Raw genomic sequence first — 26,091 nt, 5'->3', positions numbered from 1 at the left:
GCGGCACCATGCTATAATATGACTATAAATATTTGAACAAAATTATACAAGGCCTCAGAACGATATCTAAAAAATTACAGTATCCGTAAGACAACTGTGCAAGCACTTGTGAATATGGTAAGGGTATCAAAAGGTGCTTTTTATATATTTATGAATCAAAAGAAATATTATTCTTCGAGGTACCTCAAAATTTTCTCGAAAAATATGACAAGAAGTGATATAAACAATTAGTGAGGAGCATTTATGAAATTAAAAGAGCTTGAGAATATAGTATTTAAATCATCTTCAGAGCTTATGAGAAGTGAGGGAGAAAATGCGTTTAATAGTGGATTAGTTATTAAGATTAAAGGCAAAAAAATAGAAAATATATATCATATTTATGGTTGCGTCAAGAGTGATACTCAATGGAGTGAGTTAAACACGCATATTAAAATAGATTTATTAAAGAAAAAATTGGATGGTATAAAATGTACTTGTGAGGATTTCAAAACAGCATCTAATGTGGGATATTTATTTATGTGTAGCCATTTAACGGCTACAGCATATAGTTTTTTTAGCATAACTGCAAAAAAAAATTGTGAGAAAAATGAAAAAAAGGAAAAGTTAAAAGAAGATAATTCAAATAATCAGGGAAGCGAAAGTATTATAAAGTTAGTTCGTAAGGTTTCAAAAGGCCCAACTTATTATGAAGCGCAATATGCAATAGGTAAGGAAAAAATAAAGATAGAGCCTAAGGACTTGAGAACTTTTTTAACTGGGACTAACCATAAGAAAATTAAGCTAAACTATGATAGTTTTGAGTTTGAAGCTCCAATAGTGCTAAAAGATTTACCACTAAACTTTACATTAAAGATTAGAAACGAATATTTTGTTTTAACAACTCATAGGCAGTTCCCAGTATCATTAAATGATAAAAATGATGTGTATTTATTTAATTGGAAACTTTATATACCATCAAAAAATCAAGTTCGAAAATATGTTGCGTTATGTGAAAAGTTAAAAAAAAATGGTGAAATTCTATACCCCGGCGGAATAGAAAACTATAACAAAATTATCTCATTTTTAAGTAGTATTTCAAATAATATTAATATTAGTGAAGAGATAAAAGATTTTGCAGCAAATTTCATAAAACCTGAGTTTCACATATATGAGATAGGCAGTGATATTTATTGTGATATAGAAGTGATTTACGGTAATGATAAAATAAATATATTAAAGAAAGATAAAAGTAAAAATATAATTTCACGTAATTATAAAAAAGAAGACAAAATACTCATGGAACTAGAAAAGTATAGGTTTATAAAAAGAAATGAGAAGCTACTTTTTATAGGCTCAGATGAGCAATTATTTGATATATTAAGTAAGAGCGAGAAGAATCTACATTCTCTTGGCAATGTCACATTTGGAAAAGGGATTAAAGACAGGGAAATATATGATTTCACGGCTATTGAAGCAGAAATTAAAGAAAAGGATGGTTACTATGATTTTTCCTATGGGATACATGATATCAAAAATAAAGAATTAAATAGTGTACTCTCTTCATTTAAGCAAAAAAGAAGGTTTTATAAAACTAAGAATAATAACTTTTTAGATTTTAGAGATGCGGGAGTTAAAAATTTCTTTGATTTAATAGAAGTATTTAATATTAATAAAAAAATAGAAAATGGATTAATACATATGGATAAAGGTAAGGCATTATATTTAAATGAAAAGATGAAAAACAAGGGTATTCAGTTTATAAAAGGTACTGAAGTGTTAAATGATATAGAAAACGCTTTATTGGATATAAATAATATGGATATAAGGGTGCCAATGAATTTAAAAGCCACACTTCGTGAATATCAAATAGATGGTTTTAAATGGCTTAAAAGTCTAAGTCGGTTAGGATTTGGAGGGATATTAGCCGATGAAATGGGACTTGGTAAAACAATTCAAACAATAGCTCTTCTATTATCAGAAGAGAATAAAAAATCTATTATTATTAGTCCAACTTCCCTTATTTATAATTGGAAGGCTGAACTAGAAAAATTTTCACCTAGCCTAAATGTAGCTATTGTACATGGCGAAAAAAGCCGGCGACTTAAATTGATTCATAGTTTAAAGGAGTATGATATAATACTAACAACCTATGGAACTTTAAGAACGGATATAGAGTTATATGAGGATACTACTTTTGATTATTGTATTATAGATGAAGCCCAAAACATAAAAAATCATTTAGCACAAAATACAAAGGTTATTAAAAAAGTTAAAGCTAAAGTAAGATTCGCATTAACAGGCACTCCTATTGAAAATAATTTAACAGAACTTTGGTCTATTTTCGATTTTATAATGCCAGGTTATTTATACTCTAAAGAAATTTTCGAATCAAAATTTATTATTAATAAAGAAAGTGATTTAGAAGAACTTAAATTGCTAATTAAACCTTTTCTCCTAAGAAGAACAAAAAAAGAAGTATTGAAAGAGCTACCAGATAAAATAGAAAAGAAATTTATAGTTGAGATGACATCAGTTCAAAAGGCTGTTTATAAATCTTATACTAAAGTTGTCAGGGATAAAATGGAAAATAATGGTGATGGTAAAATAGATATTTTTTCTTGTTTAACTAAGTTACGACAAATTTGTTTAGATCCTTCTCTTGTAATAGATGAATACAAAGGTGGAAGTGGAAAGCTGAAAATTGCAACTGAGCTTATAGAAAAGCATATGGAAACACACGGAAAAGTGTTATTATTTTCTCAATTTACGTCAGTACTTGAAAATATAGGAGAGAATTTAAATGAAAAGGGAATACGGTACCTTTATTTAGATGGAAAAACAAAAGCAAAGGATAGAATTAAACTGGTAGATGAATTTAATAACAGTTGTGAATCACTAGTTTTTTTAATCTCGCTAAAGGCAGGGGGAACAGGTCTTAACTTAACCTCTGCAAATTTAGTTATTCATTTTGACCCTTGGTGGAATCCAGCAGTAGAGAATCAGGCAACAGATAGGGCTCATAGAATTGGTCAAAAAAATGTAGTAGAAGTGATTAAGTTAGTTACTCAGGGAACTATAGAAGAAAAAATCATTCTACTCCAAGAAAACAAAAAACATTTAATAGACAGTGTAATTACAGGGGAACTTACGAGTAGTGATATTCTAGGGAAACTTACAAAAAAAGAACTTCTGGAGATTTTTAGATTTTAGGGTTTAGAGTGAGGGTGCCACGCGCTAAAAATAGCACCAAAAGGAGATATAAAAATGTACGTAGAGTTTAATAATAAAATTGTAGATAGCAAGGATATAAAAGATATAATTGAAAAAAATACAGAATTTAAAGTAGTTAAAGACATGAGTAAAGGTTCAAAGAGAAATGATATATTAGCTTTTAATTTAAGTGTAGAAATAAATACATTAAATGACCTAATGGAAGGTGAATTTAATTTAAATGAATTAACAGAAGATGAATTGTTTGATGAATACTTATCACTGGCAGAAGAAATTGCAATGGACATTGAAGAATACGTTCCTGACGGTGCTATTATGGACATTAAGTCTTATAAATGGGATAAATCAGATGATGGGATAAAGTTAGTTATAATTATAGCATCAGAAGATACTACAGAATTAAAATTAAAGGATATTATGAGGAAACTTATAACTCAAGTGGAGTAAAATTGCAGACTAACGTTGAAATAACTAGGTTTTACAAGTAACCAATCTTTTGATTTGGTCTATATGCCACCCCTTTGCCACCCTTAATTATTTTTGGGTGGCAAATATATTTTCAAGAATATTTACAGTATCATTTTTCATTTTTAATTCCTAACTCATAATTAACTACACCAGATATATATATTAAACTATTATTTGAGACAAGTCCACCATTTTCTTGAGTACATACAAAATCATTTTTAGTATAAAATTCACCATAATATAAAAACAGTTAAGAACTTAAGTATTAAACGAGAACTAATAAAGGCGTGTCAAGATGATCTAAACATGGTGTATGGAGAAAATATAGACATAAGAGACGTAATTGCTACCTTAGAAACTAAGATGTTTAGCGCAAGCGATATGTACGAAGAAAAAACAGTAAACTTAGAAGAACTAATGACTCAATCAATAGATTTAATTGATAATGGATATAAAAATGGGGGATAACTACTAGGAACGACTACAGGATATAAGCCTCTTGATAATGCTATAAATGGTTTTGTAAAAGGAGATTTACGTATTATAGCTGTAAGCCCTAGTATGGGCAAAACTGCACTGAGTATGGAAATGTTAAACAAACTACCTCCTGGGAAAAAAGGCTTAATATTTGAAATTGAAATGCCTAAAGGTAAATTAGGAATAAGAATGTTAGCACCCAGGACATGCATAAACCCACAAGATTTAAGCAAAGGATTAATAAAAGATACTGACTTTAGTGTGATCCAAAAGGAAGCTGAAAAAATGGCATTTAAAAATATAGTCTCATAACTTAACTTAGTGGTCAAGTATTAATACTATGATTCTGAGATAAGATTTGATACAGTTTTGATGCCCTTTTATTAAAATTCACTTAAAACCAAATAAGTCTCAAAAACGAACGTTTTTGAGACTTGTTTATATATTTCAAATAATTTAACTAACTCATTTTGAGAGAATCAACAAAAGCATTATCATTTAATGCAGTCTTTGATAACCATTCTAAATAGGATTACTTTTTTCTATTTTAAATATATGCTATGAATACTTCCATTTTCAGCAAAAATCCTACTATCTAAATTTAAAATTTTAGATTCAAAAATTGTAACTTTATTGCTATCATTATTCCAAAATACTCCATTAGGGTTAAGTATATTAAAATAATTTATATCTTTAAGCAATAAAATCTTATTAACTATTTCGTTTCCATTAAACTTTGCTGCATATATACTCCATACTCCTTTATAATCTTCACCACTATATGTTGCATAAACAATTTTGTTTTCATCCGGCGAAATCCAAAATGGTACAATATGGCTTCCTATTGATTGTGCGAATTTATTTGTTTTTTTACTATTTACATCATAAATAAATAAGCCATCTTCCCCATTTATATTTCCTTCAAAAACTACTTTTTGTCCATCATTAATAACAGCAAAACCCTGGTTAAATATGCGGTTCTTATGTAACTTTAATTCAGCAGATGGTAAAACCATTACAGGTTGAACTTTTCCATCATCTGTACTTAGCTTATAAATGCCTTCTGTTATAATTATTTTTTCATTGTTTTTTGTTTTAGTAGTCCCTATAAAGTAAACATCTTTTCCATTATTACTATAAACACCTGCTAATTGATTTATTCTCTGATTACCCTCTTTAAATTCTTTCAATTTGTCATTCTCCACGTCATATACAACTATTGATGGGCTTTTAGCAAATGTTAATCCTACTATATATTTACTATTTATAGACCATTGTCCCAGCATATTGCCTTTCACATTAATTTTCTTCTTGGAATTGCTTTTTATATCAACTATATAATAACAGCTTTCATCATTTTCCTTTGTGTTATACATATACTTTGTTTTATCGGGAGAAATTGTAGCACTATCTTCTAAATTGGAAGGTGACTTTTCAAAAGTAGATAAGTTAAGTTTATAGGTGCCTCCTCTAACCTCCTTAATAAATTTAAGTTCTTCTTCTTCATTTGTATTTTCATTATCAATCTTTTCAAATTTATCCTCTATATCCTTTCTACTGAGGCCTATTTGAACAATAGCTTGGTTATCTCCTACCAGGCCTATCATATTATTAAGTCCTTCTATTCTATCTGTTTTTTCACTCTTTACTACTTGAAGTGGTTTATATTCATCTGGGGCGATTGCCTTTATTTTGTTATAAGGCAGCACTACAGAATTATTACTTGCCATTAAGGGCTTGGAGTATGAATATACTACACTCACTGCCCCTAACACTAATATCCCTACAACTACGGCCCCTACTTTCCAATTCTTATTTCCTTGTCCCATAATTTCTTCCTCCTAAATTTAAATTTTATAAGTTAATTATAAACAAAAGTTGTAACATTGAGTTAACACGATGTTACAATGTTGTAAACTTTTAGAGGGATTACTATATGTACTTCAGTGCCTTTTCTCTCTTCACTAATTATTTTTATACTTCCATTATGTTTATCTATAATTTTTTTTACTATAGATAGTCCTAATCCAGAACTTCCTGCTTCTCTTGAAGTTTGTTTATTCACCCTATAAAAAGGTTCAAATATCATTTCTAACTTATTAGAAGGTATTCCTTGTCCTTTATCTTTAATAATTATATTACAGTTACCATTTTCCTTGGATAACTTCACATTTATAGTAGAGTTAACATTGCCATACTTAATAGAATTATCTATTATATTTATAATTACCCTTCTAATCTCGTTTGGATTACCTAATACAATAACCTCGTTATCTATAACTTTTTCTATATGTATCTCATATTTATTTGCTCTTATTTTCATATCATTACATGCTGCAGCTAAAATTTGTGATACGTTAACTTCTTCTTCTATATTTGAGATCATGTTTGATTCAACCTTTGATATTTCTAATAGTTCAATTACCATGTTATGCATTCTTTTACTTTCATCATTTATCTTTTTTATACTTTTTCCAGCAAATTCTTTGTCCTTAAAGTCTTGCTTAAGAAGTATTTGACAATATCCAGATATTATAGTCAAAGGAGTTTTCATTTCATGAGTTATATTATCAAAGAAAACTTTCCTATGGCCTGCAATCTTTTTCAAATCATCTCTGTCATTTTCTATAGTTTCTATTTGATTTTTTATCTTATTTTTCATTTTATTAAAATTTAAGGATAGTTCCTCTATCTCATCTTTAGAAGTAATATTTATATCATCCTCAAAATTGCCTTTTGCAACCTCTTTTATAACCTTGCTCAATTTCAATATTGGTATAGTTATTTTTGTAGCTAACAATACTACAAATAAGAAAATCACTCCGAAAACTAATAATACAAAGGTATTGGTTAGCTTTAACAAATTTTTACTAGAACTAAATATTTCTGAATAATCCATAACAGATCTAACAATTCCTATACTTTTTTTGTTGTTTATAATAGGACATGAAAAAACAACTAAATATTTATCTTTAACGGGTACTATTGTAAATGCAGACTTGTTATTAATAGATAGTTTTAAATCTTCATCACTATAATTATTTTTATTATCACTATCTTCATAATTTAGTACTTTTCCATTTGCATTTGCAGAATCAACTAAAAATTTTCCTTCGTATGAGTAAATCATTATTCTATTTCCAACCTTTATAGACAAATCTGAAGCTATACCATTGCTAGAATTATTAAAATTATTAGAATACATATCCTTATTTTTCAATTCAAAATACTGTCTTAAATATGTGTTCAAATCCTTTTCAAAGGTTACTAATTCCTTACTTATTATCTCTTTATTGTTTTCTACAATAAGCTTATTCATGAAAAAGCTCATTGTGTTATACCCTATATAAAATATAACTAAAAAACCAATGATAAATTTACGCTTTATAGACATTTTCATGAAAAATATATCCCCTTCCTACATAATTTTATACCCTACTCCAAATACAGTTTTTATAACAGAGTTATTTTTATCACTAGATAATTTTTTTCTTAACCTTTGAATATGAACATCTACAGTTCTGCTTTCACCTTCAAAATCAAACCCCCATATAGTTTCTAAAAGTTTATCGCGTGAAAATACTTTTCCCCTATTCTCTGCAAGTTTATATAGCAATTCATACTCTTTTGCTGTAAGATTCACTAATTTATCTCCCTTAAATACTTCATAATTATCTTTAAATATTGTTATGTTTTTTTCTAATTTTATAATATTTTCTTTATCCTTAATGTTTTTAAATTGTTCTATCCTTCTTATACTAACTTTTGCTCTTGCAACTACTTCTCTTATGTCAAAAGGCTTGGTAATATAATCGTCTGCTCCAAGTTCTAAGCCTACTACTTTGTCCATAATATCATTTTTTGCCGTAAGCATTATTATAGGGATTTTATATTCTACCGATACTTTCTTACATATTTCAAAACCACTTATATCAGGTAACATTAAATCCAGTATAATTAGTTCTATATATTGATTTTTTAAGATTTTTAATCCTTCTATACCCGTTGCAGCTTCAAAAACTTTAAACCCTTCTTCTTTAAATGAATATGTCAAAATTTCGCTTATACATTCATCGTCCTCAATTATAAGTATATTATTATTCATAGCATGGCCCCCTTACTTCAATAAGTATACAATACAGTTGTTACAAATTTATAACATATATCTCAAAATATCGAGCCAAATACTGTACAAAGTTCAATAACAAATTTGTATATTAAAATAAATGCTGAATTGAGAGTTGTATAAAGGGCAAATCGGTAGTCAATATATAGTTATTGATAGAAACAAAAGTAGTATATTAATTTTGCCCCTTATAGGTTGAATTAAATAGGTATTACTTAAACTTAGTTAAAAAGCAAAATGGCTAGGTATAAAGGATTGACGATATTTTAAACTTAATAAGAACTGCTTCTTTCGAATCTGAAGGTCGAAGGTTGTACAGGTCAAAATTGGAACCGTTAAATGTGTAATGAATATTCTATTGAATACCAGCTAAAGGAACATAATTGAACAATAGAGAAATGTTTATGGTGTGATTAGAAAATATAAGGGTTATAAAAAGGGTAGCAAATTTATCGTATGCCACCCTTTTGCCACCGCTCTATAAAAGATAATTAGATACAATTAGTTAATATTTAATCAAAAATAATATTTTACACCTCATAGATGGCTTAAGTGCACTCTCGGAAACTCTTAAGGCACTGCTAACTCTTGATTCATTTTGCTCAAAAATCAACTTCACCTCAAAAATTCGTGGTGCCTCATATTGTACGAATAACCTAGAAAATTTAAGCTATTCGTATTATTTTTTATTTTTTTTACTTAAACATTGTGAAATAAGACTTGACAGCTAGTAAAAATTCGCAAAATTAAATATGTATATTTTTTACATTATTTCATTTGCGAGGAGTGTTTTTATGTTAACTGTTAAGGTTTCTCATTCCCAATATCAATATTTTCTTGAAACATTTTTAGAAAAATTCTATATTCAAACCAATCAACAAATCACTTTGTTTGAGCGTAGTTCACAAATAACTAAAATATGGTCTACCGACCTAACCGGAATTGTCCCTCTAATAGAAAGTACTTATTCTAAATCTAATCAAGGAGCTCCGCCAAAAGATGCGGCAGCATTACTCAGGTCACTTATTATCATGGCTTATTGTAAAGAAACTAGTATATCCTCTTGGGTAAAAACATTACGTTCAGACCCTTTCTATTCAATTTTATCTGGTTTTATACCCGCTTGCTATTCAGACTCTAAAGCCGAAGGCATACATGTTGACCGACTTCCTGGTGTAGGTACTTTTTATGATTTTATGGATAGGCTGATTCATAAGGATAAGATCCTTAATAAATCCAAACTGCGTAAAATTAAACGTAAACCACGTAAAAAGCAAAAGAAAAACCAAAAGATGAATAACTCCAAATCTGGTGTAGTTGACCGTTTAGTTAAAAGAATCTTAAAATTTGATAATTTAAAGCTCCTTGACAGAAGCGAATCCAAAATGAACAACATACTTAAAGAATTATTTGTTATTCCTTCTTTATCAATGGGTATTTTGGGCGATCCTTCTAAACTAAATATTGCTGGCGACGGAACCTGTATGCCAACACAGGCTTCGCCTTACGGTAAAAAAGTTTGTGATTGCAAACTTAAACCAGGAGAACATTGTGACTGTTATCGAAAGTTTACCGACCCCAGTGCTAGCTGGGGTTGGGATAGCTTTAATGAACATTATTACTATGGTCATACCTATCATGGATTTACTGCCTGTGATAGCTTTTACAGCCTACCTATCCATATTAAATTTGTTAGCGCGGCACGCCATGATGCTGTTACTGGAGTTTATGCACTTAAAGAACTTGTAGATTTATATCCTGAAATTAAATTTCATTCTGTAGCCTTAGATTCTGCTTATGATGCTAATGCTTTTTATCTTTTATGCATGCATTATGGAATAAATCCTATTATTGATTTAAATTCACGTTCTTCAAAACCATCATCAAATAGTGAATTTGTTAAACTTGATAAGAATGCTATTCCACACGGAACTGTTTGTGGACATCAGCTTCGTAATTGGGGAATTATTACTAAACAATATAGACATAAATGGTTATTCCCAGTTCAATGTGAAAACTGTGAAAAATGTCCTATGAAAAGCAATAAATCTTATTACACTAAAACATTAGATAACCCAAGGTATTTTACTCCAATATTAAGAGGTTCAAAACAATGGAAATCTCTTTATAAAAGACGTTCAACTACTGAAAGGTGTTGGGATAGAATAAATAATAATTTTCATGCTGAAGATGCAATTATTTATTCTGTTGGGTATAGAATAACAAGGGTATTTCTTGGTGCATTTTGCTGTTTCATAGATGCTTGGGCATCAGAAAAATTAATAGCCCTTGCTGATATTTTCCCAACTCTTAAAAATATAGCTGCGTAATTTAAAATAAATTTCAATTCAATAACCAGCCTACGGCTTTTTTTAATAGTGTATAAAAAAGTCTTTTTGTCATGCCCGTAATTAATTCAAATATAACTTTTCATTCAAATAAGCACTTTTAATACTTAAATATGGAAATTGTTAATTATTGTTTTCCGACTATACTAGGCTTAATATCAATGATTATATGGTTGTTTATAATATATATAGATAAGTTGAAATACAAGGTGTAAATATATAACTCAAGTGGAGTAGTAACAAATAAACTAATGAAACAAAGTAAAGAGTAAATAAGACGATATGATTCTTATTTGTTATAAAAGCCTCATACTATAAATCTAGTATGAGGCTTTATCCTATTAAAGATTATTTTTTTATTATTATAATGTAGCTACTCAAGCTATATTCCATTTCAATTGTTTAAAACATGTCCTTCTTATTCAAGAAATATATAACAAATATGACGATAAGTCCAATTAATGCAACCACATACCAAAAACCCACAGCATTAGCGGAAAACGATATTCCAGATAGGTTCATTCCAAATAGCCCACATATCATATTAGGTATAGCCATAACTATAGTAATAGCAGCAAGAAATTTCATTACTATATTAAGTTTATTTGATATAACAGAGGCATAGGCATCCATAGTACCATTTAAAATATTACTATAAATAGTACACATCTCTATAGCCTGTCTATTTTCAATAATGACATCATCTAATACGTCTTTATCTTCTTCGTATTTTTGAAGAATGTCTAATTTAAGCATTTTCTCTAAGGTAATTTCATTTCCCTTTAAGGAAGTGGAAAAATACACAAGAGATTTTTCGAGTGCCAATAATTGAATAAGTTCTTTATTTCTTAAGGTCTTGTGAAGTTGTTTTTCTACTATGTAGCTTTTTTTATCAATTTGTCTTAAGTATATTAGATAATAGTTGGCAATTCTATATAAGATTTGTAGCATAAACCTTGAACGCTTAAAGGTATAAAAGGAGCTGATTTTCCCTTCGGCGAAATCTGACAATACTTTACTGTTTATCAAACAAACTGTAATTATTACTTTGTCAGTATGAATCATAGCTATAGGGTAAGTGTCATAGGTAAAGAGTTATCATCCATAGCTGTAAAGGGAATATCCAATATAATTAATGTACAATCTTCTATGTCAATACGGGAGGTTTCTTCTTCATCCAAAGCAGCCCTTAAAAAATCCATAGGACATTAGTGTTTTTTGAAATTAATATTAATTCTTCATCTGATGGATCAATCATGTTAATCCAACAACCTGGCTCTATATTTTCTAGCTTTGCTAGCTGGTTGTTTTCTACACTACTATATATTGAAATCATTGCAACACCTCCTAGTGTAATTCCCTTTATATTATAGTCTATAAAAGGCAGGATAGACAACTCATAATTATTTTAACCATAGCAATTCGAATACTAAACCACAGTTGACAAGGAAGCTCGAATAATTGATAATAGTATATGTAAAGTTATTCACATAAATTTAAAAAAATGGAATAATAATAAAGAAACCAGACTAAATATATTGTGGAGTATTATTGGGGGGGCGTAAAAATTCATGGATATGTACCCATTATTTATAATTGCTTTAGCATTATCTTTAGATGCTTTTGGAGTAGCTTTATGTATAGGATTAAATAATCAAACTAGATTTATAAATAAAGTAGGTTTTACAATTTCTTTTGGACTATTTCAATTTTTATTCTCATATATAGGAGCTTATGCAGGCTTTCTTTTTAATACATATGTAGCTTCAATGCCTACCATAATTGGTGGTATGATTATATCTTTCGTTGGAGTGATTATGATTAAGGAAGGCTTTGAAAATCAAGGGAAGTGTCTACTGCTTAAACCTAAAATGTATTTTGTTTTAGGGATATCCGTAAGTATAGATGCAATGGTGGTAGGATTTACGGTATTAAATAATATAACAAATGCTATATTATTAAAAAATACACTATTCATTGGGGGAATAACTCTAGTAATGTCAATAATGGCCTTTGTAATTTCTAGATACCTAAAAAAAATAGAAATTGTAGGAAAATATGCAGACTACATTGGAGGAATAATCTTAATAATTTTCGGTCTAAAAATGATGTTTTTTTGAAAGGGAGGATGATATAAATGTTAAACAAATTAAAGGATTTAAATTCATTTAAGGCATTTAAATATTTTAAAGAGATGAACGAGATCCCAAGAGGTTCCGGCAATGAGAAAGCTGTAAGTGATTGGTTAGTAACCTTTGCAAAAGAACATAATTTGAAAGTTATCCAAGACACCGCATTAAACATTATAATTAAAAAGCCTGGTACGCAAGGTCGAGCTAATGCTCCAAAGGTAATACTTCAAGGTCATATGGACATGGTCTGTGAAAAAAACATAGGGATAAAGCATGATTTTTTAAGAGACCCTATTGAATTTATTGTAGAGGATGATTTTTTAAGGGCAAATGGGACTACACTAGGCGCGGACGATGGAATCGCAGTAGCATTAAGTCTTGCAGTACTTGCGTCTAATGATATACCGCATCCACCAATAGAGTTATTAGTAACTACAGAGGAAGAAACGGGTATGGGCGGAGCTCAGGCAATAGATCCTAAGAATTTAGATGGAAGAATATTAATAAATATAGATTCAGAAGAAGAAGGAAAACTTTTAGTAAGTTGTGCAGGTGGAGTGCGTGAAAAAATAAGGCTTCCAATAATTTGGGAAGAAGCAGATAAAAACTTTATAAGCTGTGAAATAAGACTAAGAGGATTAAGAGGCGGCCATTCTGGAATGGAAATAAACAAAGAAAGAGGAAACGCTAACAAAATTATGGGACGTTTTTTAATGGATTTAAGATCAGTTATAGATTTTAAAATAAACTCTATAAATGGAGGAGCTAAAAATAACGCAATTCCTCGTGATGCTGATGCTATTATATTGTTTAGAGAAAATGATAAAAAAATAGTTAATGAAAAAATATCACAGTGGAATTCTACATTGAAAAATGAATTAAATACTATTGATCCAGATGTTGATTTAACTATTAAAATATTGGAAAATAAAGTAAATAAAATTTTTTCAGATGACACCGCTACAAAAGCACTTCAAATACTTTTCTTAATTCCAAATGGAGTTAAAAGTATGAGTATGGCGATTGATGGATTAGTGCAAAGTTCAGCAAATATAGGGATTCTTACGACGAGTGATGAAAATATAGTATTTGACTCTGCAATAAGAAGTTCTGTAAAGACTTTAAAGAAAGCAATATGCGATGAAACTATAGTGCTTGCAGAAATGGCAGGAGCAACTATTGAATTTGAATCTGAATATCCAGAGTGGCAATACAATCCAGATTCTAAAATAAGGAGTATACTAGAGAAAGCATATACTGATTTATATGGTAAAATGCCTGAAATAGCAGCTATTCATGCAGGCCTCGAGTGCGGATTATTTAGTGAAAAGTTTGAAGGAGATATTGATCAAATATCTTTTGGACCAAATATGTATGATGTACACACACCGAGTGAACACCTAAGTATTTCATCAACAGAGAGGACATGGGATTACTTAGTAGCAATATTAAAAGAAATAAAATGATCAGGTACATGAAATAGATAAAGCTACTTTAGTAGATAAAGCTATTTTAATGACTTATAAAAAGGCTCCTACTTTTGTAGAAGCCTTTTTATAAGCATTGCTTGTATTCATGACCATATTGAGGTATATTATAATTGTTATAATAATGTAGTAAGGTGATGTATATAGATGAATATAATTTCATATTTAAAAGAGAATAATATTAAAGTAACTAATGCAAGAAAAAGCATATTAGAAATTATAATTTGCAGTAAAGATGCTATAAATGCAAACCTAATATATGCTCTACTTAAAAAAGAGAATATAAAAATAGATTTGTCCACGGTATATAGAACCCTAGATTTGCTAGAGGGTAAAAAGATTTTAAATAAGTTTGATTTGGGGAATAATATGTATAATTACACTATAAATAACAATTCCCACAACCATGTAATTGAGTGCGATTTATGTCATAAGAAAATGGTCATAGATTGTCCAATACCCCAAATAGAAGAACAAATAAAAGCAAAGACAGGAATAACTCTTACAGAAAGCCATGTTTATTTAAAAGGCATATGTAAAGAATGTAAAAAATAAGAGAGGATGAGATTTATGCAATTTTCTTCATTGGTATTAATGGAAGTAGATAAAGAAACTAATCAATTTGTTAAAGAGCTTGGAAGTTATGAAACTTCTGAAGGGGCAGAATTTGTTACAAAATTAAATTATTCTGGAGAACTGATCAACTTGACGTTTGATACTCATGATGATGTGGAAGAGTGGCAATTTACAGCAATTTATGATTGTTTTAATGAAGAAATTTTTAGGTCTAAAGGTTATTCTATTGAAGCAGTAGATGATGAGTATAACCCAACTTGGTTAGTTAAGTTCAAATATTCTGACGAGCATATGATTGTTAGGGAAGATTTAATCAAAATTTGTGAATTAATAAAGCAAGAACTTAAAGAAGTTTTTATTAAAATTAAAGAAAAAGAAGAAGAGTACAAATAGAGATTGTATATGTAGAAGATGCTATATGGAAAATAAACTAGGTAACCTATTAAATTTTATGAAATAGATTTGTTGAAATGCAATAACATTGCGGTGCAGTCAATAATATAAAAAATATAAATTTGAGTAGGAGTAAAATATGAAAGAAAAAAATATAAAAACCATTATAACTGGTTTTACTCAGCAAAATGGATATTTTTTAGAGGAAATAAGAAGTAAGAATAACAATTTGAATATGTGGACAGTGAGCAAAGATATAGGTGGAGAGTCGTATCGGTTAATATTTATGATGTCGCTTAGCCTGCATCAATTAATACAATATGACATTCCAGAGGACAAAAACAATATATATATACTATTTTCTGACGATGAATTCAATAAGGAAGAAGTTTCAAAAGAGATTGCAATAAATAATTTATTAGAAAAACCCTTAATTAGAGTGAATGTTTTGGAGAAAAAAGTGAATTATTCTGGGAATGTAAATTCACAAGTGGTTCAAGATTTAGCTTCCGTAATGAATAATACAAATTTACATAGTGATAGTGAAAAAACAAGTGCAAGAGATAGACCTTGGGTTACTATGGTAATTATAGCTATAAATGTAATGATGTATATAGTTACAGCTTATTTGAGTTATGTTTATGCGAAAGGTAGCATATTTAATAGTGACATCAAAATTCTAATTTTACTAGGTGCGAAAGTTAATGAGCTAATTGCACGAGGCCAGTATTTTAGGCTCATTTCTTGTATGTTTTTACATGGCGGACTTGTGCATTTAGGGGTCAATATGTATTCACTTTATGCCATTGGGGCAATGGTTGAGAAGATTTATGGAAAGACAAAGTATATTGTTATTTATTTTGTTTCTGGAATATGTGCATCAATACTTAGTTATATCTTTTCAACAAGTGTTTCTATTGGAGCCTCTGGTGCAATCTTTGGACTACTCGGGGCAGTGCTTATTTTCGCAATTAAGTCTAAAGGTGAAACTGGAAATGATTTTATAAGAAGTATTTTATCGGTTATATTTATAAATATATTTATAGGAGTTACTCTACCAAACATTGATAATTTTGGTCATATAGGTGGACTACTTGGTGGCATAATTACATCATTTTTAATTAGTTTTAGAGCGGAAATCTAATAGTCACCCTTAAATAAACAGACCCCCGAAGATTTAACTTCGAGGGTCTTAAAAATTTTAGGCAACTCCATCATTATGTCTATCTCTGATAATATTAATTAAATCCTCATGATCTATAGTTTCCTTCTCAATTAATAAAGCAGTCATAGCCTCTAAAGTTTCTTTATCATCCAATAGGATATTTTTAACATCTTCATATAGCTCTGAGATTAAATTTTTACATTCAGAAAGTACTGTTTCTTGATTTGTAAAGCCTGAGTCCTTTAATTGGTTCATAGTAAGTAGTCCTAAAGATTCACCCATACCATATTCTGTTATCATATTTGTTACAAGCTGTGTACTCCTTTGTAAATCATTATAAGCGCCGGTGGTTACATGGTCTGATCCAAAGATAATTTCTTCAGCAGCCCTACCACCTAAAAGTACCATTATTTTTTTCTTTAAATGTTCCTTGTTCTGGTATAGCGTGTCTTCAGGGATACTTAAAGTATAACCGCCTGCACCTTTGGTAGTTGGAATTATAGTTACTTTAGATACTTTATCATTTGGTAACATCTTAAGTGAAACAAAAGCATGTCCTGCTTCATGGAAAGCGGTAATTTTTCTATCCTCATCTTTAATATAATCCCTATCAACTTTTTCATAACCAGCTAGCATTATTGAATAAGCTTTATCTAAATGTTCATTTCCAATAAACACAGAATTGTCTTTGCATGCAATAATAGCAGCTTCATTAGTTAAGTTCTCTAGCTTTGCACCTGAAAAAGATGAAGTTTTATGTGCCCATTCACTATAATCTATATCTTTAATAGGTTTATTTTTAAGGTGAAGTTTTAAAATCTTCTCTCTTGCAGATACATCAGGCAAAGTAACTTCAATATGCCTATCAAAACGTCCAGGTCTTAGTAGAGCTTCATCTAACATATCAAGCCTGTTGGTTGCTGCAATTATAATTATGCCCTCTGTTTCATTAAAACCAGACATCTCCGTTAAAAGAGCGTTAAGTGTTTGATCTTTTTCGTCGGAGCCCCCGCCGCGTCCGTTGTCCCTTTTTTTACCAATAGCATCAATTTCATCAATAAAGATAACTGCTCTGCCATGACTTCTTGCTTTCTTAAATAAGCTTCTAATTCTCCCAGCTCCAACCCCTACATATATCTGAACAAAATCAGAACCGGATACCGCATAAAATGGAACGTTTGCTTCTCCTGCTACGGCTTTTGCAAGTAAGGTTTTACCAGTTCCAGGGTCTCCATATAAAATTACTCCTTTTGGCATTCTAGCACCATATGCGGAATATTTTTCAGGGCTTTTAAGGAAATCCACTACATCCTGTACACTATCTTTAGCCTCCTCATTACCTGCTAAACTATCAAAGTTAAAACCTATATCCTTTACTGCGGCAACATCAAGATTCGTAGATGAGAACATACTTTTAGATTTTATCTTTGTATGTTTGAAGGACATAATTCCAAGTGCTATAAGTGAAAGCACAAATCCTGCAATTGATGCTATTTCAGCAGGATTTGTTAGAGTTTGCTCAGAAACATTTATACCATTCTTTAACAAATCTTCTTTGAAATTATTAGTTCTTGGATTATCAGTTTCATAAACAGTGCCATCTTTAAGTTTAACTTGAATTTTAGGAGCGGTTGTTACGTATACAGTTGAGACAGTCCTTATCGAGGCATCTTTAAGAAAATCAGTGTATTGTTTATTTGTAGGTGGTTTAAAGGGATTACTCACAAAAACAAGAAATACTAACGAACAAATTGCGGTGAGAATAGGAAGTAAAATATATTTGTTCTTAAGTTTAATCATATGATAGAAGCGAGAGACCACTATGCTGGTTAAAGCGACCGTGGAATCGCCTCATTCACCATCCTTTCGAGTAAGGCACATTCAAAATAAATAATAAGTCAGTATAGGGGCCTATACTGGGATAGTACATTTATTTGAATGTGCCTAATATTTTTTTTCTTGTTTCTAATATTTAAATGTTATACTAATATATCTGTTATAGTGGTTTGTGAATTTTGAATGTTATACAAAATTGTTTTGAAGAAATATCAACTTATAATGGCTATTATAATATTTTTATGAGGCCTTGTCCATTGAACCTAATAGAATTTGGAAATGTAAATAATGTAAAAATTATAATTGATAAATTCATTATTTGTTGTATACTTTATTTAAGGTTTAACACAAGGATAGATTTAAAAAAGGAATATAGTGTAGGTAATTAGACCGTATTTATAGTATTCTATGATGCATTCTTATATAGATATAAAACGATAAGTATTAAATATATAGTTTGAAATATTATAGTAGCTATAGTAAACTATATGTAGAATATAATCGAATTATAGGAGTGTATATAGAAGTATGGAAGTAGTAAAAGTAAAAACAGAAGATGGTAAGGAAAGATATTTTGTTGCAGATGATAATGGATTACCCATAGAACCAATATTAAAGTTTATTAGGTTTAAGGATAACACCAATTTTGCAAGGAATTCTTTAAGGATGTATTGTCAGCATTTAAAGTTATACTTTGAATATTTACAACAAAGAGAATTAGATTTTCAATCAGTAACTATTGATGATTTAGCTTTATTCGTGAACTGGTTACAGAATCCTTATAAGAGTTTAAAGGTAATTCCAACGCATCAAGTTGATGAAGCAAGAAGTCCAAGAACAGTGAATATTATAGTGAATGCAGTTTTATCGTTTTACGACTATATTTTAAGACATGCGGAATATAGCAATAACATTTCAGATAGACTTAAAAAGTTTGTATCTACGCCAAGCAGAAACTTCAAAGGTTTCCTATATGGAATAGCTTATGAGCAAAAGAAAGTTTCAAGTAATATCTTAAAGCTAAAAGTTCCTAAATCTAGACCTAAGACCTTATCTAAAGAGGAAATAGGAACGCTCGTTAGAGCTTGTAATAGCCTTAGAGATAAGTTTCTATTAACACTACTTTATGAAACTGGAATGAGAATAGGCGAAGCCTTGTCGTTATGGATTGAAGATCTTGATATAAGCGACATGATTATAGACCTACAGGATAGAGGAGAACTTGAAAATAATGCTGAAATTAAAACAGTATCAAGTCCAAGAAGGATTGACATATCTCAAAATCTTGCTGATATGTTTATGGAATATATAGCTGAATATCATACCGAAGAAGTTGAAACTAACCATATATTTATAAAAATAAGTGGTGAAAACAAATATAAAGCCATGAATTATGTTGATGTTGATAATTTATTTAGAACATTAAAAAGGAAAACTGATATATATGTTACACCACATATGTTTAGGCATAGTTCTTTGACAGTTTTAAGAATGGCAGGATGGCAACCCGAGTTACTTAGAGTAAGAGCAGGGCATAAGAATATTTATACTACTATGAACACATATATTCACCCCTCAGATGAAGAAATTACGGAAGAGTTCAATAAAACTCAACCGAATTTAGACTTAGATATGTACAACGAAGGGGATGAATAGGTGGAAAATTTACAACTGCTAAAAAATGGTCAGCAAAGTAAGTACGATGAAATTATTGAATACTTAAAACAAGACAATGGATATTGGTTAGAAAATGATACTTGGAATGTTAATGATGATGTTTTTGGAGAACCAGAATATAAAGTTAATGTTAAAAAGATAAAACTTGATTATATAAAAAATGAAGTTTTAAAGAATGAGGTTAAATATTATTTGCTTTATTCGATAAAAAATAAATATCTTAGATTAAGCAAAATATTAAATGAACAACAGCAATCTATTAAGTATTTAATAGAATATATAGAAATCCATTGTTTGAAAAAAACTACATTTAAAGATATTAATATTGACAATGGTAAATGGAAGTTGTTTTTGATTAATAAAGGGTTAAAGTTAGATAAAAACAATAGAATTTATAATTCAACTTATCGTTATATATGTAATGTAGTTCGTAACTTTATCAAAGATTTCTATGATACTAGAGAAGAAACTGAAAAAGATATATGGCATTCAAAGAATGTTAGGGGTGCTAAAATTCCTGCAAGTGGAGCGAATAACGGAATAAATAATCAACTTAATTTTAATGATATACCTATTTATTATAGAGATACAGTTAAGCGATATTTTAAAACAATAATTACAAAAAAGAGTTGGAATCATTGTGCTCAGATTATAAATAATTTAAAGTATTTCTTTAATAAGTTTTATTCCAATGAATATAAAAATGGATTTATAGAAAATTTATCAAGACAAGATATAGAAAACTATTTATATTGGTTGGGCAATGATTATAAAGATAAAAACACAACATACAGATGTAAATTTATATCTTATATTAGAACATTCTTAGAATATATTCAAATGGCTCAATATGATAAAGCTCCTAAAAAGGAGATATCATTTTTAATATTTCAAGATGATATTCCTAGAAGAGAACATTCACAAGATGAAATGAGAAGAGTTAAGTTCGTTCCAGAACCAATCCTAAATCAATTAGATAATAATATTATGGATTTAGATAGAACTAAATATATACCTATTTATATTCTTCTTAGAGAAACAGGGTGGCGTGGAACTGATATATTAAATCTTAGATATCATAATTGCTTAGAACAGATATGGAATAGTAAAGAGCAAAGTTATAACTACTATCTATGTGGAGAGATAACTAAAACAGGTATATCTCAACTCAAAATACCTATAAGAGACAAAGTAGCTGATATGGTTCAAAAGTCTATTGATAAAGTTAAAAAATTGAGTACAGAAGAAAACAACCTTCATAAGTATTTGTTTAATACTTATGAAGGTAAGCTAAAAGGAAAACCGTTAAATAAGCAATCTTTACTAATAACTATTAAAAGGCTTATTGAACAAAAAGATATTAGAGATGTTAATGGCGAATTATATCACTTTAGACTTCATTCGTTAAGCCATACAAGGGCTAAAGAATATGTAGAACAAGGTATGGGAATTAGTATCATACAACAAATACTAGGTCATCAAAGCCTTCAAATGACTGTTCATTATGCGACTGTTAGTGAGAATATGCTTTATGAGAAATGGAAGAATACCGAGGATTTAGAGCTCTTTAAAGTGAATACTGAAACTAATGAACTTATAGAGGTAGATACATCAACTGACGTAGGAGAAAACCTTGTTAGGTATGAATATGTTAAAAAGAATTTGGATGCTGTAAGAGTTCCTTTTGGAGTATGTTTCAAGGCTTCTAAGATACCGTGTAAGCAACAAATGAATCATTGTTTAACTTGTGCAAGTTTCTGTACTACTACTGAGAATGTACCTGAATACGAGGAAGAAATACTAAAAGTTAAAACACAGATTGAAGTTAGTGATAAATTTGGTAGAGAATTATGGTCAGAAAAGAATAAGCAGTATTTAAATATATTAGAGAAAACATTAGGAAAAGTTAAAGAACAAAAGTTGGTTCATAAGAACGGTAAGTCAAGGGAGGATTCATAATGGCAGACCATACTAAAGGATTAAAAGAATATGCAAAAAACAAAAGTAAAATTACTTTAGAAAAGGTTGATAAAGCCATTAGGGAACTTTCATTAACCGAACAAAAAATTAACTTTAATAGTGTTTCTCAATTAGGGGGAGTTTCTAAAACCTTTCTTTATAATAATGAAGATATTAAGAAAAGGATTGAAGAGCTTAGAAATAAACAAACAAGTAGAACAATAAATCAAAGAGCCAAATACGATAAAACAGCTAAGTCTAAAGACATTATCATAATGGCTAAGGATAAAAAAAATAAGGAACTTGAGGAAGAAAATAAGAAGCTCAAAGAACAATTGGAGATTCTTAGAGGTAAGTTATATGAAAAATTATAGACTACATTATTTATATGTAGTCTATGTATAAACATAGCTATGGCAAGGGGCTTAGTGCCTTGCACACGAGATATTTTAAGGAGAACAGATAAAATGGGAAAGAAAGTTTATGCAATAAAGGAAGGATTTAATTTTAGCACTAATAAAAAAATAGTGAATAAAATAGTTGACACTTGGTCAGAGTGCTTAAAATATGTAAAAGGTGTAAAAGGTGCTAAATATAAGAGTTTTGAGGATATAAATGAAGCTAAAAAGTTCTTAAGTGGGGTAGGAGATGTATTAAAAAAAATAGATAATAATTATCCGGAAAATTGCCTTCATATTTATGTTGATGGCAGCTACAATTCTGCCACGGAGGAGTATAGTTATGGAATGGTAGCTACGCGGAATGATGTAGTTTTACATATAGAGAGCGGTGCAGGGAAAAGCGATACAGCAAAAAATATAAGACAAATAGCGGGAGAACTAGAAGGTGCATTAAAAGGTGTGCAGTATGCTCAGAATAAAGGTGAAAAGAAAGTAGTAATATTTCATGATTATGTAGGGATTTGTTACCATGCTACAGGATTTTGGGATAGAAAAGAAGAATCGTCAAAAAAATATTATGAGAAAATGCAAGAATTAATGAGTAGTGGAATAGAAGTTATATTTGTTAAGGTGGATAGTCACACGGGAGATTTATTTAATGAGCTTGTTGATGAAAAATGCAAAGAAAGGTTAGGTATAAAATCAGATAAAGTTGTAGAAAAATGGTTGCTTAAAAATATTATAAATGTAGCAAGTGACGTTGTAAAACAAGAAATTATAAAAATAGCGAGCAATGGAGAGTCGAACATAATTGTTGTAAATTCTAATGATGAGAAAAGTAAAGAAGAAATTAAGGTAGATGGGTTTAGCAATATTCTTAGTGAATATATCTTAAATCCAGAAGATGTAGGTTTGGCAATAGATAATTTAAGCAGTTCCGATAAAACAAATTTTATTACTTATTTATTAGATAAAATTAAAAAAACACAAATATAGTATGAATATGGGGGAGGAATACATTGGATGAATTGTTAGGTAAATCACTTATAGAAATAGGGGAAATGCTGATTTAAGGATTATGGATATTAATAAAAAGGCATTTAGTATAATTAAGTTGCTCAGACCTACCGTTAAATCAATGGAGCAAATAAAAAATAATGGGATTGAAGGGTTATTTAAAATATTAGAAACAAGAGAATATTACAAGTGTTATATTTGCAACAGCTAAGTTATTTAATATGTATTGCAATAGTGGTTCCCTGGACGAGAACAAGGATTCAATTATTAAATATATTGAATCAATTAAGCAAAATTCCTATAGATTATCTAAAATTATTAATAACATAGTTGATTTATCAAAGATTGAAGCAGGGTTCTTTAAACTAAATCTATCAAATAACAATATAGTTGAAGTTGTAGAAGAAATAGTTATGTCTGTAACTGCACTTACTGAAAGTAAAGGAATAAATATTATTTTCGATACGGATATAGAAGAAAAAATTATTGCTTGTGATACAGAAAAGGTAGAAAGAATAGTATTGAATCTTATATCAAATGCGATAAAATTTTCAGATGAAGGTGATGAAATATTTGTGGATATTAAGGATGAGAACGAGTACATAGAAATATCAGTGAGGGACAATGGCATTGGTATTGAAGAAGAGCACTTGGATATGATATTTGATAGATTTAAGCAGGTAGATAAATCGCTATCAAGAAATGCAGAAGGTACGGGTATTGGCTTAAGTTTGGTTAAGTCGATTGTAGGATTACATAGTGGTAATATACATGTTGAAAGTAAATTTGGGAAAGGAAGTAAGTTTACAGTTTTGCTTCCTTCAAAAAAGGTACTTCATGAAAATATGATATATAGTAGCAATGTGAGAAGTAAAAACGAAAGTATACAAGTTGAACTGTCAGATATTTATTCGTAATGTTGCTATACTTTGTGAGAATTTATAAAAAGTATATAAAGATAAAGTTTAAAAAAAAGAGATTAATTATTTGGAAAATGCATATCCTATAAAGAGTAAATAAACTAAAGAAGGAAAGGGTGTGTAACTTATGCATAATAAATTTATATCAACAATTACAGCAGGGGCAATAATTGGAGTAGCAGCAGGTGTAATGCTAATTCCTAATATGGACAGGAGCACAAAAAGAAGAGCTAAAAAAGCTGGTAAAGTGGTAATGAATATGGCAGGAGATATGTATGATAACGTGAAGGATTATATTTTATAAACATAATTAGAAAACTCCAAACTATATTAATAAATATATAGTTTGGAGTTTTTAATTGACATCTCCATAGAATTTAAATTCCAATATATACAAAAAAATGTATAGTTTACAATTTTTAATTTTATTAATGAGAATTAAAGAATTGTTCATAAAATTTTAATTTTATAGGTAAACTATGTTATAATTGAATTAAAATTGTCTAAGATTGTTTAAATTAATAATATTTTATATATATTACCATATTGTAAAGGAAGAGTGATTATGGAAATATTGTCCTTAGGAGAAAAGATAAAGAGGAAAAGAAAAAATTTCAATATGACACTAAAGGATCTTGCAGGAAGCAGAATAACTCCTGGACAAATTAGTTTGGTTGAATCTGGGAAGTCTAACCCCAGCATGGATTTATTAGAATATTTGGCAAATGCCTTAAATACATCTGTTGAATATCTAATGGAGTCGGAAGAGGCTCAAGCTGAGAAAATATGTTTATTTTATGAGAATATCGCTGAATCACTTATTCTAAATAGTGACTTAATACAAGCGGAGCAAAATATCGAAAAATCTATATGTTATTCTGAAAAATATAAATTGGAATATAGAAAAGCGAGAAATTTATCATTAAGAGGGGATATATACATGGCTAAGGAAGAGGTCGCGTCAGCTCAACAGGCTTTCATTTCCTCAAATGTTATATTTATAAAAAATAACTCTTATGAAGAAATAATTGGAACATTTCTGAAACTTGGGAAAATAACACTTGAACTTAGGGGTTATCAGTCAGCTTCGGGTTATTTTAAGCAAGCCGAAAAGGTTTTTACGGATAATCAAATTGGAAATGATTTCTTATTAGGTGAAATATATTATTATATAGGTTTTACTTATTTCAAATTAGAAAATATAGAAAAGGCTATAGAATATTCATATTTAGCTCAAGAAAAGTTTAAGCAAATAGATAATAAGAAAGAATACGCTAATTCACTTTTATTATTAGCACATGAATATAATAAAAAAGGCGATATTAAGAATGCTATAAAATATTCAGAGATTACTTTGAAAGTTTTTTATGAAATTAACAATTTAAGTTATGTGTCAGAGATAGAAAACAATTTAGGAAGATTATTCTATGAGTTTGAAAATATGGAAGAATCATTTATACATTTAAATAAAGCCAAGGAAATAAGGCAAAAGACTAATGACTTAAAGTTAATAGATACCTTAGTAAATATTTGTGAAAATTATATTAAGCTTAAGTATGTAAATGAAGCTAAGGAAGCTTTAGATCGTATTATAGAATATATAGAAGATGGAAATTATAAAGAGTTATGCCATTACTATTTATTAAAATATAGGGTCGATTTATTAGAAGACAATAAGAACGAAGCAGAAAACACTTTAGTACAGGCACTAAATTTTGTGAAAGAACAAGGGAAAATAAAGGAAGCCGCTGAGATATCTATAATGATTGGAAAGTTCTATATTGAAGGCGGTAGAGGTACGGACGCAGCTAAATACCTAAATGAAGGTGTAGAGTTATTTAAAAAACTAGGAATAATTAAGTAGTTTAACGACATTTCAGAAGGAAAGTCTCCCTCTTC

20 protein-coding genes and 2 pseudogenes are annotated in these 26,091 nt (G+C 29.3%); 17 read left to right on the top strand and 5 right to left on the bottom strand.

Annotated features, from left to right (window positions below):
* Positions 1–243 precede the first annotated feature (243 nt).
* The 4 genes and pseudogenes from ACWJJT_RS07745 to ACWJJT_RS07730 all read left to right on the top strand — a co-directional run.
* Positions 244–3,189, top strand: coding sequence for a DEAD/DEAH box helicase (locus ACWJJT_RS07745; RefSeq protein WP_462956608.1), 2,946 nt, complete (start codon positions 244–246; stop codon positions 3,187–3,189).
* A gap of 54 nt (positions 3,190–3,243) precedes the next feature.
* Complete coding sequence (locus tag ACWJJT_RS07740) at positions 3,244–3,657, top strand: hypothetical protein (protein WP_220319929.1); 414 nt, start codon at positions 3,244–3,246, stop codon at positions 3,655–3,657.
* A 327-nt stretch (positions 3,658–3,984) separates the two neighbouring features.
* On the top strand, positions 3,985–4,146 hold the full coding sequence (locus ACWJJT_RS07735; protein WP_462956607.1) for a hypothetical protein: 162 nt from the start codon (positions 3,985–3,987) through the stop codon (positions 4,144–4,146).
* An 18-nt stretch (positions 4,147–4,164) separates the two neighbouring features.
* Positions 4,165–4,467: pseudogene (locus ACWJJT_RS07730) on the top strand (DnaB-like helicase C-terminal domain-containing protein); the annotation flags it as partial.
* Between the two features lie 230 nt (positions 4,468–4,697).
* Here ACWJJT_RS07730 and ACWJJT_RS07725 read toward each other — a convergent pair.
* From ACWJJT_RS07725 to ACWJJT_RS07715, 3 genes are all read right to left on the bottom strand, one after another.
* Positions 4,698–5,984 carry a TolB family protein gene (locus ACWJJT_RS07725; RefSeq protein ID WP_462956606.1) on the bottom strand — a complete coding sequence of 429 codons (1,287 nt, stop codon included), beginning with the start codon at positions 5,982–5,984 and terminating at the stop codon, positions 4,698–4,700.
* Between the two features lie 62 nt (positions 5,985–6,046).
* Positions 6,047–7,555, bottom strand: coding sequence for a HAMP domain-containing sensor histidine kinase (locus tag ACWJJT_RS07720; protein WP_462956605.1), 1,509 nt, complete (start codon positions 7,553–7,555; stop codon positions 6,047–6,049).
* 18 nt (positions 7,556–7,573) lie between these two features.
* Entirely contained in the window at positions 7,574–8,260 is a 687-nt protein-coding gene (locus tag ACWJJT_RS07715) for a response regulator transcription factor (protein WP_220319933.1), read from the bottom strand.
* An 815-nt stretch (positions 8,261–9,075) separates the two neighbouring features.
* On the opposite strand from ACWJJT_RS07715, the gene ACWJJT_RS07710 reads away from it, so the two are divergent.
* Positions 9,076–10,611, top strand: coding sequence for a transposase (locus ACWJJT_RS07710; protein ID WP_462954445.1), 1,536 nt, complete (start codon positions 9,076–9,078; stop codon positions 10,609–10,611).
* A gap of 420 nt (positions 10,612–11,031) precedes the next feature.
* On the opposite strand, the pseudogene ACWJJT_RS07705 reads toward ACWJJT_RS07710, so the two are convergent.
* Positions 11,032–11,965, bottom strand: a pseudogene (locus ACWJJT_RS07705) (magnesium transporter CorA family protein).
* 235 nt (positions 11,966–12,200) lie between these two features.
* Here ACWJJT_RS07705 and ACWJJT_RS07700 point away from each other — a divergent pair.
* The 5 genes from ACWJJT_RS07700 (at position 12,201) to ACWJJT_RS07680 (ending at position 16,361) form a co-directional block, all read left to right on the top strand.
* Positions 12,201–12,749, top strand: a complete 549-nt coding sequence (locus ACWJJT_RS07700; protein WP_462956604.1) for a manganese efflux pump MntP — start codon at positions 12,201–12,203, stop codon at positions 12,747–12,749.
* 17 nt (positions 12,750–12,766) lie between these two features.
* A complete protein-coding gene (locus tag ACWJJT_RS07695) occupies positions 12,767–14,227 on the top strand; it encodes an aminoacyl-histidine dipeptidase (RefSeq protein ID WP_462956603.1) in 1,461 nt (486 codons plus the stop codon).
* Positions 14,228–14,395: 168 nt separating this feature from the next.
* Positions 14,396–14,803, top strand: a complete 408-nt coding sequence (locus ACWJJT_RS07690; protein ID WP_216302741.1) for a Fur family transcriptional regulator — start codon at positions 14,396–14,398, stop codon at positions 14,801–14,803.
* 15 nt (positions 14,804–14,818) lie between these two features.
* Positions 14,819–15,217: a DUF6762 family protein gene (locus ACWJJT_RS07685; RefSeq protein ID WP_216302742.1), complete on the top strand. Its 399-nt coding sequence runs from the start codon at positions 14,819–14,821 to the stop codon at positions 15,215–15,217.
* A 139-nt stretch (positions 15,218–15,356) separates the two neighbouring features.
* Positions 15,357–16,361 (top strand): rhomboid family intramembrane serine protease, encoded by a 1,005-nt coding sequence (locus tag ACWJJT_RS07680; protein ID WP_462956602.1) that lies wholly within the window; start codon positions 15,357–15,359, stop codon positions 16,359–16,361.
* 57 nt (positions 16,362–16,418) lie between these two features.
* Here ACWJJT_RS07680 and ACWJJT_RS07675 read toward each other — a convergent pair whose 3' ends face one another.
* Positions 16,419–18,182 carry an ATP-dependent metallopeptidase FtsH/Yme1/Tma family protein gene (locus ACWJJT_RS07675; protein ID WP_462956601.1) on the bottom strand — a complete coding sequence of 588 codons (1,764 nt, stop codon included), beginning with the start codon at positions 18,180–18,182 and terminating at the stop codon, positions 16,419–16,421.
* 564 nt (positions 18,183–18,746) lie between these two features.
* On the opposite strand from ACWJJT_RS07675, the gene ACWJJT_RS07670 reads away from it, so the two are divergent.
* The 7 genes from ACWJJT_RS07670 to ACWJJT_RS07640 all read left to right on the top strand — a co-directional run bounded on the left by ACWJJT_RS07670 (position 18,747) and on the right by ACWJJT_RS07640 (position 26,056).
* Complete coding sequence (locus tag ACWJJT_RS07670) at positions 18,747–19,874, top strand: tyrosine-type recombinase/integrase (protein ID WP_462956600.1); 1,128 nt, start codon at positions 18,747–18,749, stop codon at positions 19,872–19,874.
* Positions 19,875–21,854: a tyrosine-type recombinase/integrase gene (locus ACWJJT_RS07665; RefSeq protein WP_462956599.1), complete on the top strand. Its 1,980-nt coding sequence runs from the start codon at positions 19,875–19,877 to the stop codon at positions 21,852–21,854. It begins immediately after the preceding gene.
* Entirely contained in the window at positions 21,854–22,228 is a 375-nt protein-coding gene (locus ACWJJT_RS07660; protein ID WP_462956598.1) for a DUF6262 family protein, read from the top strand. Before ACWJJT_RS07665 ends, ACWJJT_RS07660 begins: the two co-directional genes overlap by 1 nt.
* Positions 22,229–22,321: 93 nt before the next feature.
* Positions 22,322–23,251: a ribonuclease H1 domain-containing protein gene (locus ACWJJT_RS07655; protein ID WP_462956597.1), complete on the top strand. Its 930-nt coding sequence runs from the start codon at positions 22,322–22,324 to the stop codon at positions 23,249–23,251.
* A 242-nt stretch (positions 23,252–23,493) separates the two neighbouring features.
* Positions 23,494–24,189: a sensor histidine kinase gene (locus tag ACWJJT_RS07650; protein WP_462956596.1), complete on the top strand. Its 696-nt coding sequence runs from the start codon at positions 23,494–23,496 to the stop codon at positions 24,187–24,189.
* 130 nt (positions 24,190–24,319) lie between these two features.
* Positions 24,320–24,496, top strand: a complete 177-nt coding sequence (locus ACWJJT_RS07645; RefSeq protein ID WP_165411508.1) for a YtxH domain-containing protein — start codon at positions 24,320–24,322, stop codon at positions 24,494–24,496.
* A 261-nt stretch (positions 24,497–24,757) separates the two neighbouring features.
* Positions 24,758–26,056: a helix-turn-helix domain-containing protein gene (locus ACWJJT_RS07640; protein WP_462956595.1), complete on the top strand. Its 1,299-nt coding sequence runs from the start codon at positions 24,758–24,760 to the stop codon at positions 26,054–26,056.
* Positions 26,057–26,091 lie beyond the last annotated feature (35 nt).

This window comes from Clostridium sp. CM041, assembly GCF_055081035.1.
Note: the sequence above shows the minus strand (reverse complement) of the source record. Positions and strands in the feature narration are given on the sequence as shown.

What these genes read in the sequence shown, in the direction of transcription:
- ACWJJT_RS07745 (WP_462956608.1), top strand. Translation starts at nt 244, where the DNA reads ATGAAATTAAAAGAGCTTGAGAATATAGTATTTAAATCATCTTCAGAG.
- ACWJJT_RS07740 (WP_220319929.1), top strand. Translation starts at nt 3,244, where the DNA reads ATGTACGTAGAGTTTAATAATAAAATTGTAGATAGCAAGGATATAAAA.
- ACWJJT_RS07735 (WP_462956607.1), top strand. Translation starts at nt 3,985, where the DNA reads ATGGTGTATGGAGAAAATATAGACATAAGAGACGTAATTGCTACCTTA.
- ACWJJT_RS07725 (WP_462956606.1), bottom strand. Translation starts at nt 5,984, where the DNA reads ATGGGACAAGGAAATAAGAATTGGAAAGTAGGGGCCGTAGTTGTAGGG.
- ACWJJT_RS07720 (WP_462956605.1), bottom strand. Translation starts at nt 7,555, where the DNA reads ATGAAAATGTCTATAAAGCGTAAATTTATCATTGGTTTTTTAGTTATA.
- ACWJJT_RS07715 (WP_220319933.1), bottom strand. Translation starts at nt 8,260, where the DNA reads ATGAATAATAATATACTTATAATTGAGGACGATGAATGTATAAGCGAA.
- ACWJJT_RS07710 (WP_462954445.1), top strand. Translation starts at nt 9,076, where the DNA reads ATGTTAACTGTTAAGGTTTCTCATTCCCAATATCAATATTTTCTTGAA.
- ACWJJT_RS07700 (WP_462956604.1), top strand. Translation starts at nt 12,201, where the DNA reads ATGGATATGTACCCATTATTTATAATTGCTTTAGCATTATCTTTAGAT.
- ACWJJT_RS07695 (WP_462956603.1), top strand. Translation starts at nt 12,767, where the DNA reads ATGTTAAACAAATTAAAGGATTTAAATTCATTTAAGGCATTTAAATAT.
- ACWJJT_RS07690 (WP_216302741.1), top strand. Translation starts at nt 14,396, where the DNA reads ATGAATATAATTTCATATTTAAAAGAGAATAATATTAAAGTAACTAAT.
- ACWJJT_RS07685 (WP_216302742.1), top strand. Translation starts at nt 14,819, where the DNA reads ATGCAATTTTCTTCATTGGTATTAATGGAAGTAGATAAAGAAACTAAT.
- ACWJJT_RS07680 (WP_462956602.1), top strand. Translation starts at nt 15,357, where the DNA reads ATGAAAGAAAAAAATATAAAAACCATTATAACTGGTTTTACTCAGCAA.
- ACWJJT_RS07675 (WP_462956601.1), bottom strand. Translation starts at nt 18,182, where the DNA reads ATGATTAAACTTAAGAACAAATATATTTTACTTCCTATTCTCACCGCA.
- ACWJJT_RS07670 (WP_462956600.1), top strand. Translation starts at nt 18,747, where the DNA reads ATGGAAGTAGTAAAAGTAAAAACAGAAGATGGTAAGGAAAGATATTTT.
- ACWJJT_RS07660 (WP_462956598.1), top strand. Translation starts at nt 21,854, where the DNA reads ATGGCAGACCATACTAAAGGATTAAAAGAATATGCAAAAAACAAAAGT.
- ACWJJT_RS07655 (WP_462956597.1), top strand. Translation starts at nt 22,322, where the DNA reads ATGGGAAAGAAAGTTTATGCAATAAAGGAAGGATTTAATTTTAGCACT.
- ACWJJT_RS07650 (WP_462956596.1), top strand. Translation starts at nt 23,494, where the DNA reads ATGTATTGCAATAGTGGTTCCCTGGACGAGAACAAGGATTCAATTATT.
- ACWJJT_RS07645 (WP_165411508.1), top strand. Translation starts at nt 24,320, where the DNA reads ATGCATAATAAATTTATATCAACAATTACAGCAGGGGCAATAATTGGA.
- ACWJJT_RS07640 (WP_462956595.1), top strand. Translation starts at nt 24,758, where the DNA reads ATGGAAATATTGTCCTTAGGAGAAAAGATAAAGAGGAAAAGAAAAAAT.